The organism is Chloroflexota bacterium (genome assembly GCA_016235055.1).
GTDB lineage: Bacteria > Chloroflexota > Anaerolineae > JACRMK01 > JACRMK01 > JACRMK01.
The window spans coordinates 21,842-41,439 of record JACRMK010000008.1 but is presented as its reverse complement, the minus strand read 5'-3'; the positions used below and the strand labels follow the sequence as shown (position 1 = coordinate 41,439).

At 63.3% G+C, this 19,598-nt stretch carries 12 protein-coding genes; 4 read left to right on the top strand and 8 right to left on the bottom strand.

Translation table 11 applies throughout. The features are described 5' to 3' along the window. From tuf to HZB53_02325, 5 genes are all read right to left on the bottom strand, one after another. On the bottom strand, positions 1 to 138 hold a 138-nt coding region (gene tuf / locus HZB53_02345), incomplete at its 3' end, for an elongation factor Tu (GenBank protein MBI5876464.1). A gap of 47 nt (positions 139 to 185) precedes the next feature. Beyond that, positions 186 to 2,264, bottom strand: coding sequence for an elongation factor G (fusA, locus tag HZB53_02340; GenBank protein ID MBI5876463.1), 2,079 nt, complete (start codon positions 2,262 to 2,264; stop codon positions 186 to 188). A gap of 192 nt (positions 2,265 to 2,456) precedes the next feature. Then, positions 2,457 to 2,927, bottom strand: a complete 471-nt coding sequence (rpsG, locus tag HZB53_02335) for a 30S ribosomal protein S7 (GenBank protein MBI5876462.1) — start codon at positions 2,925 to 2,927, stop codon at positions 2,457 to 2,459. Between the two features lie 150 nt (positions 2,928 to 3,077). After that, positions 3,078 to 3,515 (bottom strand): 30S ribosomal protein S12, encoded by a 438-nt coding sequence (gene rpsL / locus HZB53_02330; GenBank protein ID MBI5876461.1) that lies wholly within the window; start codon positions 3,513 to 3,515, stop codon positions 3,078 to 3,080. 300 nt (positions 3,516 to 3,815) lie between these two features. Continuing rightward, a complete protein-coding gene (locus HZB53_02325) occupies positions 3,816 to 7,634 on the bottom strand; it encodes a DNA-directed RNA polymerase subunit beta (GenBank protein ID MBI5876460.1) in 3,819 nt (1,272 codons plus the stop codon). Between the two features lie 858 nt (positions 7,635 to 8,492). Here HZB53_02325 and HZB53_02320 point away from each other — a divergent pair. The 3 genes from HZB53_02320 to HZB53_02310 all read left to right on the top strand — a co-directional run bounded on the left by HZB53_02320 (position 8,493) and on the right by HZB53_02310 (position 13,126). Continuing rightward, a complete protein-coding gene (locus HZB53_02320; GenBank protein MBI5876459.1) occupies positions 8,493 to 9,026 on the top strand; it encodes a winged helix DNA-binding protein in 534 nt (177 codons plus the stop codon). Between the two features lie 26 nt (positions 9,027 to 9,052). Beyond that, entirely contained in the window at positions 9,053 to 11,011 is a 1,959-nt protein-coding gene (locus HZB53_02315) for an ABC transporter ATP-binding protein (protein MBI5876458.1), read from the top strand. Between the two features lie 153 nt (positions 11,012 to 11,164). After that, entirely contained in the window at positions 11,165 to 13,126 is a 1,962-nt protein-coding gene (locus tag HZB53_02310) for an ABC transporter ATP-binding protein (GenBank protein MBI5876457.1), read from the top strand. Positions 13,127 to 13,309: 183 nt separating this feature from the next. Here HZB53_02310 and HZB53_02305 read toward each other — a convergent pair whose 3' ends face one another. The 3 genes from HZB53_02305 to HZB53_02295 form a co-directional block, all read right to left on the bottom strand. Next, complete coding sequence (locus tag HZB53_02305) at positions 13,310 to 14,122, bottom strand: ABC transporter permease (protein MBI5876456.1); 813 nt, start codon at positions 14,120 to 14,122, stop codon at positions 13,310 to 13,312. Continuing rightward, on the bottom strand, positions 14,119 to 15,036 hold the full coding sequence (locus HZB53_02300; protein ID MBI5876455.1) for an ABC transporter ATP-binding protein: 918 nt from the start codon (positions 15,034 to 15,036) through the stop codon (positions 14,119 to 14,121). The genes HZB53_02305 and HZB53_02300 overlap by 4 nt, the downstream gene beginning before the upstream one ends. Positions 15,037 to 15,222: 186 nt before the next feature. Further along, positions 15,223 to 18,063: a tetratricopeptide repeat protein gene (locus tag HZB53_02295; protein ID MBI5876454.1), complete on the bottom strand. Its 2,841-nt coding sequence runs from the start codon at positions 18,061 to 18,063 to the stop codon at positions 15,223 to 15,225. Positions 18,064 to 18,226: 163 nt separating this feature from the next. Between HZB53_02295 and HZB53_02290 the strand changes: the two genes are divergently transcribed. Continuing rightward, positions 18,227 to 19,597 carry an MFS transporter gene (locus HZB53_02290; protein MBI5876453.1) on the top strand — a complete coding sequence of 457 codons (1,371 nt, stop codon included), beginning with the start codon at positions 18,227 to 18,229 and terminating at the stop codon, positions 19,595 to 19,597. Position 19,598 lies beyond the last annotated feature (1 nt).

The window sequence follows — 19,598 nt, the reverse complement described above, 5'->3', positions numbered from 1 at the left end:
CGCCCGGTACTCCGCCATCTTCTTCATCGCCAGCACTTTCGTGATCGCCGCCGTCAGGCTCGTCTTGCCATGGTCCACGTGCCCGATCGTCCCCACGTTCGCGTGCGGCTTCGTCCGCTCAAATTTCGCTTTCGCCATCGTCTCATCCTCTGGCTAGCAACTAGTCGCTAGTTGCTAGTCGCTGATTATTTTTTCTTATCGCCGGCCAGGATCTTCTCGGCCGCATTGCGCGGGACCTGGTCGTAGTGCGCGAATTCCATCGTGAAGGTACCGCGGCCGCGCGTCATCGAGCGCAGCGACGTGGCATAGCCAAACATTTCGGACAGCGGGACGGTGGAATGCACCGCCTGCAGGTCGCCGCGTTTTTCCATGCCGCCGACCTGGGCGCGCCGCGCCGACAGGTCGCCGATCACATCACCCGTGAACTCGTCGGGCACGTTGACCTCGACGCGCATCACCGGCTCCAGCAGCACCGGCCCGGCCTTCATGAACGCTTCTTTGATAGCCAGCGATCCGGCAATCTTGAACGCCATTTCGGACGAGTCCACTTCGTGATACGAGCCGTCCACCAGGCGCACCAGCACATCGACGACCGGGAAGCCGGCCATGATGCCGGACTCCATCGCCTCGCGGATGCCTTTGTCGACCGCCGGAATGTACTCGCGCGGGATGCGGCCGCCGCGCACCGCGTCGACGAACTCGTAGCCCTTGCCCGATTCCTGCGGCTCGATCTCGATCACCGCGTGGCCATACTGGCCGTGGCCGCCGGTCTGGCGGCTGAAGCGCGCATCGGCGCGCGCCGGGCGTGTGATCGTCTCGCGGTAGGCCACCTGCGGGCGGCCGACGTTCGCCGCAACCCGGAACTCGCGCAGCATGCGGTCGACGATGACTTCCAGGTGCAACTCGCCCATGCCGGAGATGATCGTCTGCAGCGTCTGATCGTCCGTGCGGACACGGAAGGTCGGATCTTCTTCGGCCAGGCGGCGCAGCGCCTCGCCCATCTTGTCCTGGTCTATCTTCGTCTTCGGCTCGATCGCAATGTCGATGACCGGGGTCGGGAAGCGGATTGCTTCCAGCAAGATCGGCTTATTGGGGTCGCAAATCGTCTCGCCCGTAAAGGTATTCTTGAAGCCGACAATGGCGCAGATGTCGCCGGCCAGCACCTCGCTGACCTCTTCGCGGTGGTTGGCGTGCATGCGCAGCAGGCGCGCGACGCGTTCCTTCTCGCCCTTGACGGAGTTCAGCACATATGAGCCCGACTTTAACTGGCCGGAGTAGACGCGCGCATAAGCGAGGCGTCCGACGAACGGGTCAGCCACGATCTTAAACGCCAGCGCCGACAGCGGTTCGTTCTCATCGACGCCGCGGGTTTCTTCCTGATCAGTAACGGGGTTCGTGCCTTTCATCGCAGGCACATCGAGCGGAGACGGCAGGTATGCGATGACGGCGTCGAGCATCGGCTGGACGCCGCGATTGCGCAGCGCCGCGCCCGCCAGCACCGGAACGAGTTTGCCGGCAATGGTCGCCCTGCGCAGGGCGGCCTTCAGCTCGGCCGCGGAAATCTCCTCGCCTTCGAGGTACTTCATCGTCAACGCTTCGTCGGTCTCGGCGACTCGCTCGATGAGCTGGGCGCGCTTCTCCGCGACCAGGTCTTTCATCTGCGGGGGCACGTCGCGCCACTCGGTTTCGCTACCCGCTTCGTCCAGGTAATACAGCGCCTTCTGATCGACCAGATCGACGATGCCTTCAAAGTGCGACTCGGCGCCGATCGGCCACTGAATGGCGATCGGGTTGGCGCCCAGGCGGTCGATGATCATGTTGATCGTGCGCTCGTAGTCGGCGCCGATGCGGTCCATCTTGTTGACGAAGCAGATGCGGGGAACATTAAAGCGGTCGGCCTGGCGCCAGACCGTCTCGGACTGCGGCTGCACACCGGCCACCGCGTCAAACACGACGATACCGCCGTCGAGGACACGCAGGCTGCGCTGCACTTCGGCGGTGAAATCGATGTGGCCTGGCGTGTCAATCAGATTGATCTGGTGTTCTTCCCAGAAACAGGTGGTAGCCGCCGACGTGATGGTGATGCCGCGCTCGCGTTCCTGCGGCATCCAGTCCATGGTGGCCGTGCCCTCATGGACCTCACCGATCTTGTAGGTCTTGCCCGTGTAATAGAGGATGCGTTCACTGACGGTGGTCTTGCCCGCGTCAATGTGAGCGATGACTCCGAGATTTCGGATTCGCTCGAGCGGTACTTCTCTTGCCATAGTAGTCTTTAATCGCGACGGTTAAGTCAGGACCGAAAATTGTCTAAGGACTTTGCCTGGGGACCATGTTAGCCCGGCCCCTGTCCGGCGCCCCTGTGGCAGCCGAATCACCTTAGATATTCTTCGCGGCGCTTCTCCCTTAATTCAGGATGAGTCACCCGGAACATGGCCGCCACGCGGGCGGCCAACCGCTTACCAGCGGAAGTGGCTGAACGCCTTGTTGGCGTCGGCCATCTTGTGCACTTCTTCCTTCTTCTTGATGGTGTTGCCCTGGCCCTGCGCGGCGTCCATCAGCTCGTTGGCCAGCTTCTCGGCCATCGACTTGCCGGGGCGCGTGCGCGCCGACGAAATCAACCAGCGCATCGCCAGCGCATTGCGGCGGTCGCCGCGAATTTCCATCGGCACCTGGTACGTGGCGCCGCCCACGCGGCGCGGGCGCACTTCCAGCAGCGGGCTGGCGTTCTTGAGCGCCTGCTCGAACACTTCGAGACCCGGCTTCTTCATGCGCCCCTCGATCAGGTCGAACGAGCGGTACATGATCGTCAGCGCCGTGCTCTTCTTGCCGCTGAACATGAGCCGGTTGACGAACGCGGTCAGCGTTTCGCTCTTGAACTTCGGATCGGGCTGCGCCCGATTGTGCTTCTTGTACCCTTTGCGCGTCATGCTTGCTCCTGGAAAATGGCGACAAAAATCCCTTCGGCTTTGCGGTGTTCGAAATCACACATCAGGTCGGCGACGGGTGCGGCAATGAGAGCGACGGAACACCCACGCGAAGGGATTATGGTAATTCGGCGAAAATCCTCGCGCCGGCGGCTACGAGGCAGCGGCGGCCGACTCCTTGGGCCGCTTGGAGCCGTACTTCGAGCGGCCGCGACGACGCTTGTCCACGCCGCCCGTGTCGAGCGTGCCGCGCACCACGTGGTAGCGCACACCCGGCAGGTCCTTGACGCGGCCGCCGCGGATGAGCACGACCGAGTGCTCCTGCAGGCTGTGGCCTTCGCCCGGGATGTAGGCGGTCACTTCGATGCCGTTCGTCAGGCGCACGCGCGCAATCTTGCGCAGCGCCGAGTTCGGTTTCTTCGGCGTCATGGTCTTGACGAGGGTGCACACGCCGCGCTTGAACGGCGAACCCTTCGGACGGAACGTGCGACGGTTGTCGCGCGCGTTAAACGTGAACGACAGCGCTGGCGCTTTGGACTTGCTGCTCTTTGATTTTCGGCCCTTCCGCACCAGCTGATTGATGGTCGGCAACGCAATCCTCCGCAAAACAACGCTCACAGATACAACGCGCCGCGCAACAGCCGCGCGGCACGAGTGACACACAAACCACCCGTAAAGCGTAGAAATTATAACGGCACTTATTCAGACTGTCAAATATAACGCCGGACGCACACACAACAGCACGCCGGCGCACTCGTCGTCCGGCGTCTGCGTGCGTCGGCTAGTATACCGCAGAACCGCGCCGATGACGAATTCACCTGAACGAAGGTTCATGCAATGTTCGCGCGCCGGCGGCGGGTGACCGGGTCAGCCGCCGCCTGGCGCGAATCGCTACGACATGTCGATATCGGAGAACGTGGCGCCCATGCCCAGCGCCAGGCGCGGGGTTGGCTTCTCCTCGTGCTCCTTGCCGAACTGCACCACCTGCCCCTCGCGGTCCATGACTTCGACCGAGAGGCCCAGCGACTGCAACTCTTTGACCAGCACGCGGAACGATTCCGGGATGCCCGGCTCCTCGATGTGCTCGCCCTTGACGATCGCTTCGTACGTCTTGACGCGGCCGGTCACGTCGTCGGACTTGACCGTCAGCATCTCCTGCAGCGTATGCGCCGCGCCGTACGCTTCCAGCGCCCACACTTCCATTTCGCCGAAGCGCTGGCCGCCGAACTGCGCCTTGCCGCCCAGCGGCTGCTGGGTGACGAGCGAGTAAGGGCCCGTCGAGCGGGCGTGCACTTTGTCTTCGACCAGGTGCGCCAGCTTCATGATCTGCACGACGCCGACCGTCACCGGGTGGTCGTACGCATCGCCGGTCTTGCCGTCATACAGCTTGGTCTTGCCGGAGGTTGGCACCGGCAAGCCGAGCTGCATGCTGAGCTTCTCGGCATCGGCGCGCAGGTCGCGCGGGTGCGCCCCGACCTTGTGGCCGTTGTCGGCCATCCACAGCCGCAGGCAGACGTCGGTGGCCTTCTCGGCCGCTTCGAAGCGCAACTCATCGCTGCGCGACTCATCCTCGAACATCAGGATCTCTTTCGGCTCGTGGCCCTTCTCGCGCAGCCAGTGTGCCACATACGTGCGGCGGCTCGTCGCGACCGACGACGGATCCAGCGCGCGATCTTCGCGCCGCAGGTGCTTCAGGTACTCGGTACGCGCGGCGTCGTCGTCCTTCATCGCCTCGACGTTGGCGCCCTGCTCCTGCAGGTACTGCCAGGCGCGCGCCGTGCATTCGGTCCAGGCGCGCTCCATCAGCCACGCGCGGGCCAGTTCGCCTTCGATCTGGATTTCGCGCGCGCCATCGAATACGGGCGAGATCGCGCGGAAACCGAGGCCGCGCGCCGCGAGGCCCAGGTGCGCCTCCAGGATCTGGCCGATGTTCATGCGGGCAGGCACGCCCAGCGGGTTCAGGATGATCTGCACCGGCGTGCCGTCGCCGAGGTACGGCATGTCCTCGATCGGCACGATGCGGCTGATGACGCCCTTGTTGCCGTGGCGGCCGGCCATCTTGTCGCCCTGCGTCACCTTGCGGCGCTGCGCGATCGAGATGCGCACGAGTTTGTCCACACCCGCCGACATGTCCGGGTGCTCGTCGCGCGTGAACACCTTGATGTCCACGACCTTGCCCTTTTCGCCGTGCGGCAGGCGCAGCGACGAGTCCTTCACCTCGCGCGCCTTCTCGCCGAAGATCGCGCGCAGCAGCTTCTCTTCCGGCGTCAGTTCCGTCTCGCCCTTCGGCGTGATCTTGCCGACCAGGATGTCGCCCGGCCCGACATCGGCGCCGATGCGGATGATGCCTTCCTCGTCGAGGTCCTTCAGCGCGTCCTCGCCGACGTTCGGGATGTCGCGCGTGATCTCCTCGGGACCCAGCTTCGTGTCGCGCGCCTCGACCTCGTGCTTCTCGATGTGAATCGAGGAGAACTTGTCGTCGCGCACGATCTCTTCGCTGACGAGCAGCGCGTCTTCGAAGTTACCGCCGTCCCACGACAGGAAGGCGACCAACACGTTCTGGCCGAGCGCCAGCTCGCCGTTGTCCGTCGAGGACGAATCGGCGATCGCCTGCCCCTTCTCGACCTGCTGGCCCTTGAAGACAATCGGACGCTGGTCGATGCAGGTGCTCTGGTTCGAGCGGCTGAAGCGGCGCAGGTCGTACGCGCGCACGGTGCGCCCGGACTTGACGCGGATGGTGCGCGACGTCGCGCTGACCACCTCGCCCGCTTCCTCCGCGATGATCACCTGACCGGAGTCCACAGCCGCCACGCGCTCCATGCCGGTGCCGACGATCGGCGCCTCGGGGCGCAGCAGCGGCACGGCCTGGCGCTGCATGTTCGAGCCCATCAGCGCGCGGTTGGCGTCGTCATGCTCCAGGAACGGGATCAATGCCGCCGAGACCGACACGATCTGCTTCGGCGACACGTCCATGAAGTCGATCTTGTCCGGCGTTTCCTCGACGAAGTCTGGGCCACGGCGGCACGAGATGCGCCCTTCGACGAACTCGTTCTGCACGTTCAGCAGCGCATTCGCCTGCGCGATCGTGTAGTGCTCTTCTTCGTCCGCGCTCAGGCGGTCCACGTCGGCGCTCACGAACGGCACGATGTGCACTTCGGATAACGACAGGCGCGCCAGGCGCCGTGCCGCCGCCGCGTCGATCTCCGCGCCGGCGTCCACGATGACGTGCCCGGCGTCATCGGCCACGCGCTCGAACGACTTGCGCCCGACCGCTTCCTTGCCGTCATTCTTGACCGCCTTGACAATCCGGCGGTAGGGCGTTTCGATGAAACCGAACTGGTTGACTTCGGCGTAGGTCGCCAGCGAGCCGATCAGGCCGATGTTCGGGCCTTCCGGCGTCTCAATCGGGCAGATGCGGCCGTAGTGCGAGTGATGCACGTCGCGCACGTCGAAACCGGCGCGCTCGCGGCGCAGGCCGCCCGGGCCCAGCGCCGAGAGGCGGCGCTTGTGCGTCAATTCGTCGAGCGGGTTCGTTTGCTGCATGAACTGCGACAACTGCGAGCCGCCGAAGAACTCGCGGATGGCGGCGACGACCGGCCGGATGTTCACCAGCAGCGCCGGCGCCACCTGCTCCGGGTCGCGCACCGACATGCGCTCACGCACCACGCGCTCCATGCGCAGCAGGCCGATGCGCAGTTGGTTCTGAATCAGCTCGCCGACCGTCTTGATGCGGCGATTGCCGAGGTGGTCGATATCGTCGGCGTGCTCGATGCCGTTGTTGACGCGGATCATCGTCGCCACGACCTTGGCGATGTCTTCCTTGGTCAGCGTGCGATGCTCCAGCGAGATATCCAGCCCCAGCCGCTTGTTCAGCTTGTAGCGGCCGACCTTGCCCAGGTCGTAGCGGCGGTTGCTGAACAGTAGGCCGTTCAGGAACGTGCGCGCGTTGTCGAGCGTCGGCGGGTCGCCCGGCCGGAGCTTGCGATAGAACTCCAGCATCGCATCGTTCGTGTTGGTGATCGGGTCGCGCTCGATCGTGGACTGGACGTACAGGTGGTCCGGCCCGGTGTCCACCTCGGTGAACTGCGCGAGCAACTCCTCGTTGCTGCCGAAGCCCACCGCGCGCAGCAGCACCGTCGCCGGGATCTTGCGCTTGCGATCGACCTTGACCGACAGCACGTCGCGCTTCGACGTCTCGAATTCCAGCCAGGCGCCGCGGCTCGGGATCAGTTTGGCCGTGGCTAGTTGGCGGCCGCTGGCACGGTCTTCGTCAGCCTGGAAGTACACACCCGGCGAGCGGATCAACTGCGAGACGACCACACGCTCGGCGCCGTTGATAACGAATGTGCCGTTTTTCGTCATGAGCGGGAAATCGCCCATGAACACATCCTGCTCCTGGACTTCGCCCGTCTCTTTGTTGACGAGGCGCACTTTGACCCACAGCGGCGCGGCGAACGTCATATCGCGCACGCGGCATTCGGTTTCGCTGTATTTGGGTTCCTCGAAGCGATAGTCGAGGAACGAGAGTTCGAGATTCTTGTTAAAAGACGTGATTGGCGAGATTTCGTCGAACAACTCGCGCAGGCCCTCGCGGCGGAACCACTCAAACGAATCGAGCTGGACTTCGATCAACGTGGGCAGCGGGTGAACGGTCGGAATGCGGGCGTATGATTTGGTCGGCACGGTGGAACTCAAGGAGCCATTGCTCATGGGTGCGGCACCTCCCCGGTAAACAGATCAGATTAGCGGCCATTACCCTGCTCGCGGCAGATTCCGCAAGCAGTACGATGACTCACGCGGACGCGCGCAGTAATCGGTGCATGGGGTCTGCACGGCGCGCGAGGCGGAGCCATCAGATAACGTGAATCGTTCGAGAGACAGACAATCCCCGCCCCAGGCGTTGCGCCGGGCAAAGGTCGGTGGGGATATTGGGTTCAACAGACGCGAAAAGCATATTCGCAAGCAGGTAGTATAGACACGGGGCCGTAATTTGTCAAAACCGGGCGGCATGGGAATTTGACAGATTGAAAACATGCGTTCTATCGCGCTGTTCACTACATTGGCGATCCCATGGGGGGCGACCCGCGGGACGCTCTGGCTTGGAGCCGCCCGGGCCGAGGCAAGCCCGGCCCCGACCGCCCGTGGCATGCCGGCATGCACGCCAAGCGCTGTCATTTCGAAGGCACGCCGTGCCTGAGAAATCTTGCTGCCCCGGCACGGGATGGATTTCTCAGCCGCTTCGCGGCTTCGAAATGACGTTGCGGTCGCCCCTATCCGAACAGCAATTCTCAATTTGGAGTCGGCTGCCAATATGCCCCCTCATCCCCTGGCCCCTGCTCCCCCGCGCGCGCGGGGGAGCAGGGGAAAAGCTAACGGGGAGGGCAACGCCGTTTTCTTGTCGAGCCGGCTTGCGTGACAAGCACCAGGGGGGCCAGTTCATAGCAAGCCGGCATTGGAAAGTACCCGTCCAAAGCCAAAATGAGAATTGCTGCTGTCCGAATGGGCAGGTTGACAATATAGTTCTATGGCGTATAATTCGATAGTGAATTATTCCACGGTGAACTATCCATGACCCGCTCAACCGCTGCCGCCGGGCCGACCTTCCAGAGCCGCGAAGCGTATCTGCACTTCGTGCGCCAGGTCTGCCCCGACGCCGACCTGACGAGCGTCATCCTGTTCGGCGCCGTCCACCGCGCCTCCAATCAACTGATACACATCGCCGAAAAGCGCCTGGACGCGATCGGCCTGACGTGGCCCAAGTTCCGCCTGCTGATGCTGCTGATGCACGTCGAGCGCGAGGGGCGCAGCGAGGGGCTGCAGCCATCCGAGTTGAGCGAGCGGCAGAATATCAGCCGCAACACGGCCAGTGCGCTGATCGGCAGCCTGGAAGAAGCCGGCTACATCTCGCGGGAGCTGCACGAGACCGATCACCGCAAGTTCATGATCCGGCTGACGGCCAAGGGCCGCAAGGTCGTCGGCATGCAGATGGCGAACCACATCCGCTCGCTCGGCCATTCGTTTGATATGCTGGCGCCGCAAGAGCGCGAGCGACTGCTCGGCCTGCTGCAGCGCCTGAGCGCCGGGCTGGAGCTCAAGTCGTAGGCAACACTCATAAGGAGACTGTCGTTATGCAAGCACAAGGCATGCGCCCCGGTGGGGCGATGGGCGGCGCGGGCGCCGGCGCGGTGGGCGCGCGCGGCATGACCGGCGCGCGTCCCAAGCCTGACATGCAGAGCCTGCGCCGCGCCATCGGTTACGTCGGCCGCTACCGCAACCTAGCCGTCATGGCGTACGGCTCGCTGTTCCTTGCGACGGGCGCGCAGTTGATGGTGCCGCAGCTCGTGCAGGCGATCATCGATACGATCACCAAAGCGTACATCGCGACGCAGGTGCTGGCGCTGCCGGCGTCCGCACAGGCCGCCGCCATCCAGCGGCTGGGCAAAACGCTCATCGAGTTGCAGGCCGATAAGGACGGCGCAGTCGGCGCCATCGGCTGGGTCATGCTGCTGGTGCTCGTCTTCGCGGCCATGCGCGCGCTGTTCGCTTTCGGGCAGCTCTTCAACACCGAGCGCATCTCGCAGAACGTCGCCTTCGACTTCCGCAACGAGCTGTTCGCCAAGATCCAGCGGCTGTCGTTCTCGTACCACGACCAGAACCAGACCGGCCAGTTGATGATCCGCGCGACCGACGACGTGGAAAAGGTGCGCCTCTTCATCGGCCAGGGGCTGGTGATGTCCACACAGGCGATCGTCCTGCTGCTCGGCACGCTGACGGTGCTCTGGTTTACCAACCACTTCCTGACGCTGGTGATCCTGCCGATCGTCCCGGCGGCGATGATCCTGTTCATGTTCTTTGGCCGCATCGCCCAGCCGCTGTTTATCTCTGTGCAGATGCGCATTTCGGCCATGAACACGGTCCTGCAGGAGAGCCTGGCGGGACTGAAGGTCGTGCGCGCCTTCGCGCAGGAGCCGCGCGAGCAGAAGCGCTTCGAGCGCGCGGCGGGCGACGTGCTCGCGAACCAGTTGATGGTGTCGCGCATCATGGCGTTCCTGTTTCCGGTCGTCTTTGTGCTGGCCAATCTCGGCCAGGCCGCCATCCTGTATTTCGGCGGCGAGCAGATCATCAACAACTTGCTGACGATCGGCGAGTGGCAGAAGTTCAGCCTCTACGTCGTCTATGTGTTTTTCCCGCTCGGCAACCTCGGCTTCATCATCACCCTGATGGCGCAGGCGGCCGCCTCGGCCCAGCGTATCTTCGAGATCGTGGACGCCCGGAACGACGTGCAGAACAAGCCCGACGCGGTCACGCTGCAGCAGGTGCAGGGCGCTGTGAAGTTCGAGGGCGTCACATTCCGCTACTTCAAGGGTGGCGACCCGGTGCTGAGCAACGTCACCTTCGAGGCCAAACCCGGCCAGACCGTCGCCCTGCTCGGCGCGACCGGCAGCGGCAAGACGACAATCATCAACCTGCTGCCGCGCTTCTACGACGCCAGCGAGGGCCGCGTGACGATTGACGGCAGCGACGTGCGCGACGTGACGATCGAGAGCTTGCGCACGCAGATCGGCATCGTGCTGCAGGAGACGACGCTGTTCACCGGCACCGTTCGCGACAACATCGCGTTCGGGCGGCCGGATGCCGGCCTGGACGATGTCATGGCGGCGGCGAAGGCGGCCGCAGCACATGACTTCATCATGACGTTCCCCGAAGGGTACAACACCCATGTCGGCGAGCGCGGCTCGACGCTGAGCGGCGGCCAGAAGCAGCGCATCGCCATCGCGCGCGCGCTGCTGATGAACCCGCGCATCCTGATCCTGGACGACTCGACGAGCAGCGTCGACCTGGCGACGGAGTACCGCATCCAGCAGGCGCTCGACCAGTTGATGAAGGGCCGCACCTCGTTCGTCATCGCGCAGCGCATCAGCACGGTGCTGAACGCCGACCAGATTCTGGTGCTGGAGAAGGGACGCGTCGTGGCGAGCGGCACGCACGAAGACCTGCTCGACTCGTCCGAGATCTACGCCGAAATCTACTCGTCGCAACTGATGGACGATGCACAAGTGCAGTCAACCGTGAACAGTCAACAGTGAACAGTCAACAGTGAGCGGTCGGCTGCGACTCGCGCACCTTGCATTGACGACTGTTCACTTTTCACCGTTCACGGTTCACTGTTCACTTTTCACTGTTCACTGTTCACTGCTTTCTGACTACTGACGACTGACGACTGGATACGGAGTCTTCTTATGATGATGGGTCACCGTGACATGGCGCTCCAGGTCGAAACGAGCAAGCCCAAGAGCGTGAGCGCCACGCTGGGCCGGTTCTGGCAGTACTTCAAGCGCTACTGGTATATTCTGATTGGCGTCATTTCGTTTGTGCTGATGGGCGTGTACATGCAGGTGCTGGTGCCCGACCTGATCGGGCAGTCGATCGACTGCTACATCGCGCCCGCCGCGCAGAGCGCCTTCGCCGGCGCGGCCACGAGCGCGGCGCGCCCCACCAACTGCTGGTACGCGCCGCCGAATCCGCAGGCCACGCCGGCCGACCGGGTAGCCGGGTTGGGCGGTCTGGTGCTGCTGATCGTCGGCCTGTACGTCGGCGGCGCGGTCGTGCAGGGCACGCAAATCTATCTGATGACCTACGCCGGCCAGAAGGTACTGTACAACATCCGCGCGCAGGTCTTCCGGCACATTCACCGCCTGTCGCTTGGCTACTACACGCGGCACGAGGCGGGCGACGTGATGAGCCGCATCACGAACGACTCAGACACGATCCAGCAGGTCGTCGGCTTCCCGCTGATCGGCGTCATCCAGGGCGTGCTGGTCATCTTCTGGATTGCGGTCAACATGATCGCCAAAAGCCCGGGCTACGCGCTGATCAGCCTGCTGACGGCGCCGATTATGCTGGCGGCCACGCTCTGGTTCTCGACGCAGGCGCGCAACGCTTACCGCAAGGTGCGGCGCGAGGTCGGCAACGTCAACGCTAACCTGCAGGAAAGTTTCGCCGCCGTGCGCGAGGTGCAGGCGTTCGGGCGCGAGGATGAGAGCATCCAGCAGTTCTCGGAGAGCAACGCCGCCACGCGCGACGCGAACATCCGCGCCGTGGCGTTCACCAGCGGCCTGCAGCCGACGCTCGAAGCGCTCGGCTACGTCTCGATCGCACTGGTGGCCGGCGTCGGCGGCATCCTGCTGCTGGGCGGCGGCGACCTGTTCGGCACGTCGCTCTCGATCGGACTGATCATCACCTTCATCAACTACTCGCAGCGGCTGGCGCAGCCGATCTCGCAGATCTCGGTCATGTGGGCCAACGTGCAGAGCGCCATCGCCGGCGGCGAGCGCATCTTCGGGTTCCTCGACCAGGCACCGGACCTGACGGACCGGCGCGAGGCGAAGGAGATGCCGCCGATCAATGGCCTGGTCGAGTTCGACGTGGTGTCGGCGGAGTACGAGCCGGGCCAGCGCGTGCTGTGCGACGTCAGCCTGTCGGCGCAGCCGGGGCAGACGGTCGCCATTGTCGGGCCGACCGGCGCCGGCAAGACGACGATCATCAACCTGATCCCGCGCTTCTACGACGTGGTCGCGGGCGAGGTGCGCATCGACGGCATTGACGTGCGCGACGTGACGCAGGCCAGTCTGCGCAAGCAGATCGGCATTGTGCTGCAGGACTCGTTCCTGTTCAGTGACACAGTGATGAACAACATCCGCTACGGGCGGCCCGACGCCACCGACGCGGAAGTGATTGAAGCAGCCAAGCTGGCGCGGGCGCACGAGTTCATTGAGCGCCTACAGCAAGGCTACCAGACGCTGCTCGGCGAGCGCGGCGCGGGGCTCTCGCAGGGCCAGCGGCAGTTGATCTCGATCGCGCGCGCGGCGCTGGTCAACCCGCGCATCCTGATCCTCGACGAGGCGACCTCGTCGGTGGACACGCGCACCGAGCGGCTGATCCAGAAGGCGCTGGAGGAACTGATGCGCGGGCGCACGTCGTTCGTTATCGCGCACCGCCTGAGCACCATCCGCCACGCCGACCAGGTGCTGGTGCTGAAGGATGGCGAGATCATCGAGCGCGGCAACCACAACGAACTGCTCAAGCAGGGCGGGTTCTACCACGACCTGTATATGAGCCAGTTCCGCCGCGATATCGATTTCACACTCGAAGGTGTGGAACCGGCCGGTGCCACGACCGACGCAGCGGTACCGGCGGACTAACAACTCCCCAATCCCAAGCGCCAAATCCAAACAACCAAGTTCCAGGTGTCCGGGCACGGAATGCAAGACGCCGCTCGAATCGAGCGGCGTCTTGCATTTCGACGGTCAAGGGAGGACAGGCAACCACTTACGCGAGGGCGTACTCCCCGATGGGCTCAGTGCATTGAAGGTATTTATCGGTAGTTACGCAAACAATAGTATGCCGACGACATATGGCAAGAGCACCAGGAGCGCCAGCACGGGATGCCCCCGGCGCGCCGTGTTGCGGCTATCCCAGCTAAAGAGATAGGCAGCCAGCCCAAACGCCAGTATGCCGCTGATCAGCAACGCGATGACCGACCCTTCGGGCGAAAACGCGGCCGCCTTCCCCATCGCCAGACCCCTGAACGCATTCATCGCTTGCGTGGCCGGCAGAAGCTGCGCGAGCTTTGCGGCCGCCGCAGGCAGCATCGCGTATGGGAGCATCATACCGCCCAATATCATGGAGGGCACGAAGACAAGCTGCGACCAGAGCACCGTCATGCGCGAACTCGGCGAGACCACGCCGATCAGGACACCCAAGCCGGCGCAGGCCAGCGCCATCGCGGCGACGATCAGCGCAAAGTTGAGCCAGTTTACCGGCACAGGAGCACGAAATAGCAAAGGCGCGCTGACAGTGATTATCGCCGCGACGATCAGCAGGTGCAGCATGGTCGTCAGCGCCGGAATGACCAGGATCGAGATGGCTGGAATGCCGTTGATCTTGTAGCTGCGAAAGATCCCGTTCTCGCGGGCGTTGACGAGCGGGTCCGGTAGCCCCAGCAACGTTGCAGCCAGTATGCTAAAGACGACCATGGCCGGGATGATATCCTCCCGGAAGAACGGGTTGATCTCGGCCATAATAAACCCCATCAGCAAGTAAAAGCCCAGCGGGAACAGATAGTTCATCAACAGTAACTGTTTGTTGCGGATGCCCGTTCGAAACTCGAAAGCGAAGTGGTGGACAAAGGCGTTCATTGGGCCGCTCCGGCGTTCGTGATTTCGAGGAACCGATCTTCCAGCGAAGGGCGCTCCACGCGCAGATCGATCAGCGTATCCTTGTTGGCATCAATCCGCGCGATAATGGCCGAAACGGTTGGGCCGATATCGGAGCTGAAGTAGATGCTATAGTCGTCTTTGACTGAGTGCTGGCTGACGGCCGGGAACGTGATGCCCGGGGCGCACAGGCTGGATGCCTGCGTCCGCACGGAGATCTTGGTCAGGCCCGCGCCGGTGGCTGTGATCTCCAACGGGGTCCCGATACTGACGATCTTGCCTCCCAGCAGGATCGCAACCCGGTCGGACATCTGCTCCGCTTCGGCCATGTCATGGGTCGCCAGCATGATCGTGGTGCCCGCCGCTTGCAACTCTCGCATCATGGCATGCAACTCGACGCGGGTCGCCACATCCAGTCCAGCCGTCGGTTCGTCCAGAAAGAGCGCCTGGGGTTTGTGAGCAACCGCCAGAGCAAGCACGAGCCGCCGTTGCTGTCCGGCGGAGAGCTCGTAAAACTGGGTGTTCCGTTTCTGCGCCAGACCCAGGCGTTCCAACAAGTCGAAGCGGGGCGCCACGCTGTGATAAGCGCAGAAGAACCGCATCGCCTCGTCCGGCGTAATGCTCTCCGGCAATCCCGCCGATTGCAGTTGGACGCCAATCACGTTGCGCAGCTTGCGGGACTCGCTGCCCGGGTCTAAGCCTGCCACGCGCAAAGAGCCCGCACTGGGAGTTCGCAAGCCTTCCAGGCATTCGAGCGTGCTAGTCTTTCCAGCGCCGTTGGGGCCGAGAAAACCGAATATCTCGCCCTGCTTTACGTCGAAACTGATGCCGTCCACGGCAACGTAATTGCCGTACGCCTTGCGAAACCCTGTTACTTCAATCACGGTGTTCGTCATGGCTTCGTTCATCCTCGTTTTTCCCCGGGTGATTCGATGGCACCCCGGACAGTGGTATGATGGCGCGCCTGCGCGCCTGGCCACGCCGTGGAAAACTGCTGCGCGAGGCGCGTGCTGCCCTCGATGTCGGTGAAGAGGAAGGTGACGGTGCCCGAGGGACGGGCTTGCCCTGAGCTTGTCGAAGGGTCAGACATCGGTCCTCTCCAGGGCGTAGGCGGTCGCCTGCTCCATCGTCATCGCGCGACCTTCATTCCACGCGGTGCTGAACGCGGCTTCGTCGAGTTGCGCATGTAGCGTGGCAACGTCTTGCACATGCACGACGGGGTCACGAAACTCTTCCTGCGCGTGGAGAGCTTCAAGCAACGCCTCTCCCGCGCCATATAGTTGCACGGCGCGTTCTGCTTTCTGCTGCGCCGCCAGACCAGCAAATGAGAGCAATGAAAAGGCAATGCCACGCCTGTTATCCACTCTGATTCGCAGGAGCAAACTTTCCTTATGGAGCACCGCGGCACGTTCAAAGTTCCCCGCCAGTTGCATGACACGCCCAAGCTGATCAAGCGCGAAGGCGAGTAATGTTTTGTCATTCATTTCTCGCCTCAACACAATGACTTCTTCGTAGAGCGACACAGCCTGTTCCAAATTGCCTTGCCGTGTTAACGCAACCGCAAGCCCCTGGAGCGATCCCCCGAGTCCCCGACTGTCTTTCGCTTCCCGATATAGCGCTATACTTTGATCATATAGAGCCGCCGCCTCCGGATGATGACCTTCCGCCAACGCCAGGCGCGCCAAGTTGTAGAAGGCATGAGCGATTTCTTCCTTGTTCTCATCCTCAGATGCCATTGACAGACTCTCCTCAGAGAACGAGCGTGCCTTCTCAACATCCCCCAGATCTTGGGCAAAATCGGCAGCCCTATTCAGCGCCTTTGCAACTGCCAATCTAATCTGTGGGGTTTTCGCCACCGTTGTTGAACGCGCAATCAGGGCGCCGATTCGTGCACGAGCTTCGGTGTAATATACGCGCATGAACCAATACCACGACAGCGCCACAACCAGCCGCAATCCCAATTCTACTTTTCCGCGCTCAGTCGCCCAGTCTATCGCCGCCCGCAGATTGTCGTGTTCCGTATCCAATCGCTGCAACCACTTAGCAGGCTCAGCGCCGTACAACTTTGGCTCGGCCGCCTCGGCTACCGTCAGGAAGAACGCCAGGTGTTGGTCTCGTATCCGCTCCGCCTCTCCCGATTCCAGCGATTTTTCGCGCGCATACTGGCGGATCGTCTCCAGCATCCGGTAGCGTGCGCTGCCGGTGCGCTCTTCCGCCACGACCAGCGACTTGTCCACCAGGTGCGCCAGCTGGTCGAGCACATCGTCAGATTTCAGTAGCCGGTCGTCAGTAGCCAGATTGGTGCTAGGTGTTGAGGTTTCAGTCTGACTACTGATATCTGACTTCTGACTACTGCAGACTGTCTCCGCCGCTTCGAGCGTCCAGCCGCCCGCAAAGACCGCCAGCCTTCGCAGCAGGACGCGCTCCGGCTCGGTCAACAAACTGTGCGACCAATCAACCGCTGCGCGCAGCGTCTGCTGGCGCGGCATCGCGGTGCGACTGCCGCCCGTCAGCAGTCGGAAGCGGTCATCCAACCGCGCGGCGATCTGCTCCGGCGAGAGTGACTTGATCCGCGCCGCCGCAAGTTCGATCGCGAGCGGGATGCCATCGAGGCGGCGACAGATCTGCGCGACGGCGGGCGCGTTCTGGTTGGTCAGCGCAAACGAAGGCTGCACGGCGATCGCACGTTCGATGAACAGGCGCACTGCTTCGTATTGCATGAGGGATTGTAGGGGGAAGCCGGCCGGTTGCCCTGCATGATCAGGGGCATGGTCTAACGGACCACTCAGCCATGCCTCCACGAATTGGCGCGGGTCAGGCAGTGAGAGCGAAGGGACGCGATAGGCTGTCTCGCCGGCGATGCCCAGCGCCTCGCGGCTGCTCGCGAGAATGTTCAATTTGGGACAGCCGCGCAAGAGTTGATCTGCTAATCTGGCGCACGCTTCAATCAAGTGTTCGCAGTTGTCCAAGACGAGCAGCAAATGCTTTGCGCGGAGATAATCGCTCAGGCTGTTTATCCACGGTCTGCCCGCTTGTTCTTGAAGTCCCAGCGCCGATGCAGTCGCTTGCGGCACGAGCGCGGGGTCCGCCAGCGGTGCCAGTTCGACGAACCAAACGCCATCACCGAACGACGCGAGTTCTTCGGTGGCGGCCTGCAAGGCGAGTCGCGTCTTGCCAACCCCACCGGCACCGGAGAGCGTCAGCAGGCGCGTGCCACCAAGCAACCGGCGCACCTCGGCGACTTCGGCCTCGCGCCCGATAAACGACGTCAGTTGCATCGGCAGGTTGTTGGGGTGATCGGCGGTCTTCAGCGGCGGGAAGTCGGCGGGCAGTCCCTGTGCGACAACCTGAAATAGATGCTCTGGGGCAGCCAGGTCTTTGAGCCGGTGTGTGCCGAGGTCACGCAGACCGACGCCTGCAGGCAGATCACGTCCAACCAGTTCGGCCGCGTCCTGCGACATGAGCACCTGACCACCGTACGCGCCGGACATGATGCGCTGCACCCGTACCAACGCCATGTAACCTTCGTAGTCGCCATCGGGCCGGGCGGTCGCGCTGCCGGTATGAATGCCCATGCGCACACGAATCGGTAGGGGTAAGCCCTGCCCATCCGGGGCAACCGCAAGGGTTGCCCCTACCGATTGTCCGTTTGTCCGTTGCGCGTCCGTTGTCGCCCCTACGAGCGCGCGTTGCGCCTCCAGCGCCGCGGCCAGTGCGTCAGACGCGGTGTGGAACGCGGCACAGAAGGCGTCGCCGATGACCTGGAAGACGTAGCCGCCATGAGACTCAATGGCGCTTCGGAGGATGGTGTGGTGGCGCGCCTTGGCGCCCGGCCACGCGGCGGGGTGCTGCTGCGCGAGGCGCGTGCTGCCCTCGATGTCGGTGAAGAGGAAGGTGACGGTGCCGCTGGGTAGTGCGGTCATAACCCTCACACTCGGGCTTCGGCTATTACGTTGCGCGCATCATAACACCGCGTATGGATGGCTGTCAACACGCCCTGGCGCCCGCCAGAGCCCAAGGGTTTCAAAAACCCTTGGGGTCTCGTGCCGCGCGCCATCGTTGCAATTGCCGCAGAAAACCGCTACAATGCCGCCACCTCCGAATGTGAAAGGACCCGCCGTGGAAACCCATCGCATAGCGCCAAACAACCCGCGCGAGATCTGGGGCTGGACCATGTACGACTGGGCCAACTCCGCCTTCAGCACCACGGTCGTCTCCGGCTTTCTCGGCCCGTACCTCTCTGCCGTCACCAGGGCCGCCGCCGTCAACGGGTTTGTCAACATCCTGGGCATCCCGGTCAAGTTCGACTCGTTCTACCCCTACTGCGTGTCGCTCTCGGTGCTGCTGCAGGTCTTCTTCCTGCCGGTGCTCGGCGCCATTGCAGACTACTCGCACCTGCGCAAGCGGATGCTGATGTTCTTCGCGCTGCTCGGATCGGCCTCCACGGTACTACTCTTCTTTGTGACCGCCGACCTGTACTGGCTGGGCGGATTGCTGTTTATTGTCGCCAACCTCGCATTCGGCGCCAGCATCGTCTTCTACAATGCCTACCTGCCGGATATCGCCACGCCCGATCAGCGCGATGCCGTGTCGGCGCGCGGCTTCGCGATGGGCTACGCCGGCGGCGGCATTCTGCTGGCGCTGAACCTGGTGCTGTTCGTCACCGGCAAATCGTTCGGCGTGGACGACGCGCTCGCGGCGCGCATTTCGCTGGCCAGCGCGGGCGCCTGGTGGCTCGGCTTCTCGTTCATCACTTTCCGCGCCATCCAGCCGCGTCATGCCGTGCGGCAGATGCCCGCCGGCGAGAACTACCTGACGATCGGGCTCAAGCAGTTGTCGAACACGCTGCGGCAGGTCGCGAACTTCCCGGAGACGCTGCGCTACCTGGTCGCGTATCTGCTGTTCAACGACGGCATCCAGACGGTGATCGTCGTCGCCACGCTGTTCGCCACGGTTGAACTGGGCATGAGCACGACCGAGATGCTGCTTGTCCTGCTCATGATTCAGGCGGTCGCATTCGTCGGAGCATACAGCATCTCATACCTGGCGCAGCGCATCGGCGGCATGCGCACGCTGATCGGCACGCTGATCGTCTGGTCAATCGTCGTCGTCTACGCCTGGCTGGCGCTGACGACCAAGACCGAGTTCTGGCTGCTTGGCGCAGTCATCGCCGTCGTGATGGGCGGCAGCCAGGCGCTGGCGCGCTCGCTGTTCGCACAAATGATACCGCATGGGCGCGAAGCGGAGTTCTTTTCGTTCTATGAAATCAGCGACCGAGGCACGTCGTGGATCGGCCCCCTGCTGTTCGGGCTGGCCAACCAGATCTTCGGCTCGATGCGCTACGGGCTCCTGTCGCTGATCGTGCTGTTCATCGGCGGGCTGGCCGTGCTGTTGACGGTCAACCTGGCGCGCGCAACGAAGGAAGCCGAGACAGCGCATCTGATCGAAGCGGCGTAGG

What these genes read in the sequence shown, in the direction of transcription:
- fusA (MBI5876463.1), bottom strand. Translation starts at nt 2,264, where the DNA reads ATGGCAAGAGAAGTACCGCTCGAGCGAATCCGAAATCTCGGAGTCATC.
- rpsG (MBI5876462.1), bottom strand. Translation starts at nt 2,927, where the DNA reads ATGACGCGCAAAGGGTACAAGAAGCACAATCGGGCGCAGCCCGATCCG.
- HZB53_02325 (MBI5876460.1), bottom strand. Translation starts at nt 7,634, where the DNA reads ATGAGCAATGGCTCCTTGAGTTCCACCGTGCCGACCAAATCATACGCC.
- HZB53_02320 (MBI5876459.1), top strand. Translation starts at nt 8,493, where the DNA reads ATGACCCGCTCAACCGCTGCCGCCGGGCCGACCTTCCAGAGCCGCGAA.
- HZB53_02315 (MBI5876458.1), top strand. Translation starts at nt 9,053, where the DNA reads ATGCAAGCACAAGGCATGCGCCCCGGTGGGGCGATGGGCGGCGCGGGC.
- HZB53_02310 (MBI5876457.1), top strand. Translation starts at nt 11,165, where the DNA reads ATGATGATGGGTCACCGTGACATGGCGCTCCAGGTCGAAACGAGCAAG.
- HZB53_02305 (MBI5876456.1), bottom strand. Translation starts at nt 14,122, where the DNA reads ATGAACGCCTTTGTCCACCACTTCGCTTTCGAGTTTCGAACGGGCATC.
- HZB53_02300 (MBI5876455.1), bottom strand. Translation starts at nt 15,036, where the DNA reads ATGACGAACACCGTGATTGAAGTAACAGGGTTTCGCAAGGCGTACGGC.
- HZB53_02295 (MBI5876454.1), bottom strand. Translation starts at nt 18,063, where the DNA reads ATGACCGCACTACCCAGCGGCACCGTCACCTTCCTCTTCACCGACATC.
- HZB53_02290 (MBI5876453.1), top strand. Translation starts at nt 18,227, where the DNA reads ATGCCGCCACCTCCGAATGTGAAAGGACCCGCCGTGGAAACCCATCGC.